1 protein-coding gene and 1 pseudogene are annotated in these 762 nt (G+C 69.2%); one reads left to right on the top strand and one right to left on the bottom strand.

The window, feature by feature from the left end; translation table 11 throughout:
* Nucleotides 1-86 (bottom strand): annotated as a pseudogene (locus ACFV9O_RS40460) (MerR family transcriptional regulator); the annotation flags it as partial.
* A 132-nt stretch (nt 87-218) separates the two neighbouring features.
* Here ACFV9O_RS40460 and ACFV9O_RS40455 point away from each other — a divergent pair.
* Nucleotides 219-762 (top strand): flavin-containing monooxygenase (locus ACFV9O_RS40455; RefSeq protein ID WP_385428101.1); only part of this gene is annotated, 544 nt, incomplete at its 3' end.

The following is a 762-nucleotide window of genomic DNA, read 5'->3' as shown; positions in this document are numbered from 1 at the left end:
CGGTCGAAGCGCAGGGTGCGCACGGTGATGCCGGCCGCCTTGGCCAGCTCGGCGGTCCGGTACTCGCGCTCTCCTTCGTCGTCCACGCGGGAACCCTATGTCGTACCGCCGGTAACTTTCCTCCGTCGTACCCCTACCCATCGGTATGCCGCTGCCCTACTCTCCCAACCGTGCCAGTGATTGCTGGCGCGATGGCAGAAGTTGCGGGAGGCGAAGCCATGGCCGGGAAGAACCAGGAACAGCGGGCGGAACGCGTCGAGCACCACCGGGTGATCGTGATCGGCACCGGCTTCGGCGGACTCGGCGCCGCCGTCCGGCTGCGCCGCGAGGGCGTCACCGACTTCGTCGTACTGGAGCGCTCCGGTTCGGTCGGGGGCACCTGGCGCGACAACAGCTACCCGGGATGCGCCTGCGACGTCCCCTCCCACCTGTACTCCTTCTCCTTCGCGCCGAACGCCGAATGGCCGCGCACCTTCTCCGGGCAGCGGCACATCCGCGCCTACCTGGAGCAGGTCGCCGACACCTTCGGACTGCGCCCGCACATCCGCTTCGACCACGAGGTCGAGATGATGCGCTGGGACACCGAGCGGCTGATCTGGGAGGTCGAGACCAGCCAGGGCACCCTCACCGCCGACGTGGTGGTCTCCGCCACCGGGCCGCTCTCCGACCCGAAGCTGCCGGACGTGCCCGGGATCGACACCTTCCCCGGCAAGATCTTCCACTCGGCCCGCTGGGACCACGACTACGACCTGCGCGGCAAGC

The sequence above is a fragment of the Streptomyces sp. NPDC059909 genome (assembly GCF_042730885.1).
Taxonomy (GTDB): Bacteria; Actinomycetota; Actinomycetes; order Streptomycetales; family Streptomycetaceae; genus Streptomyces.
Note: the sequence above shows the minus strand (reverse complement) of the source record. Positions and strands in the feature narration are given on the sequence as shown.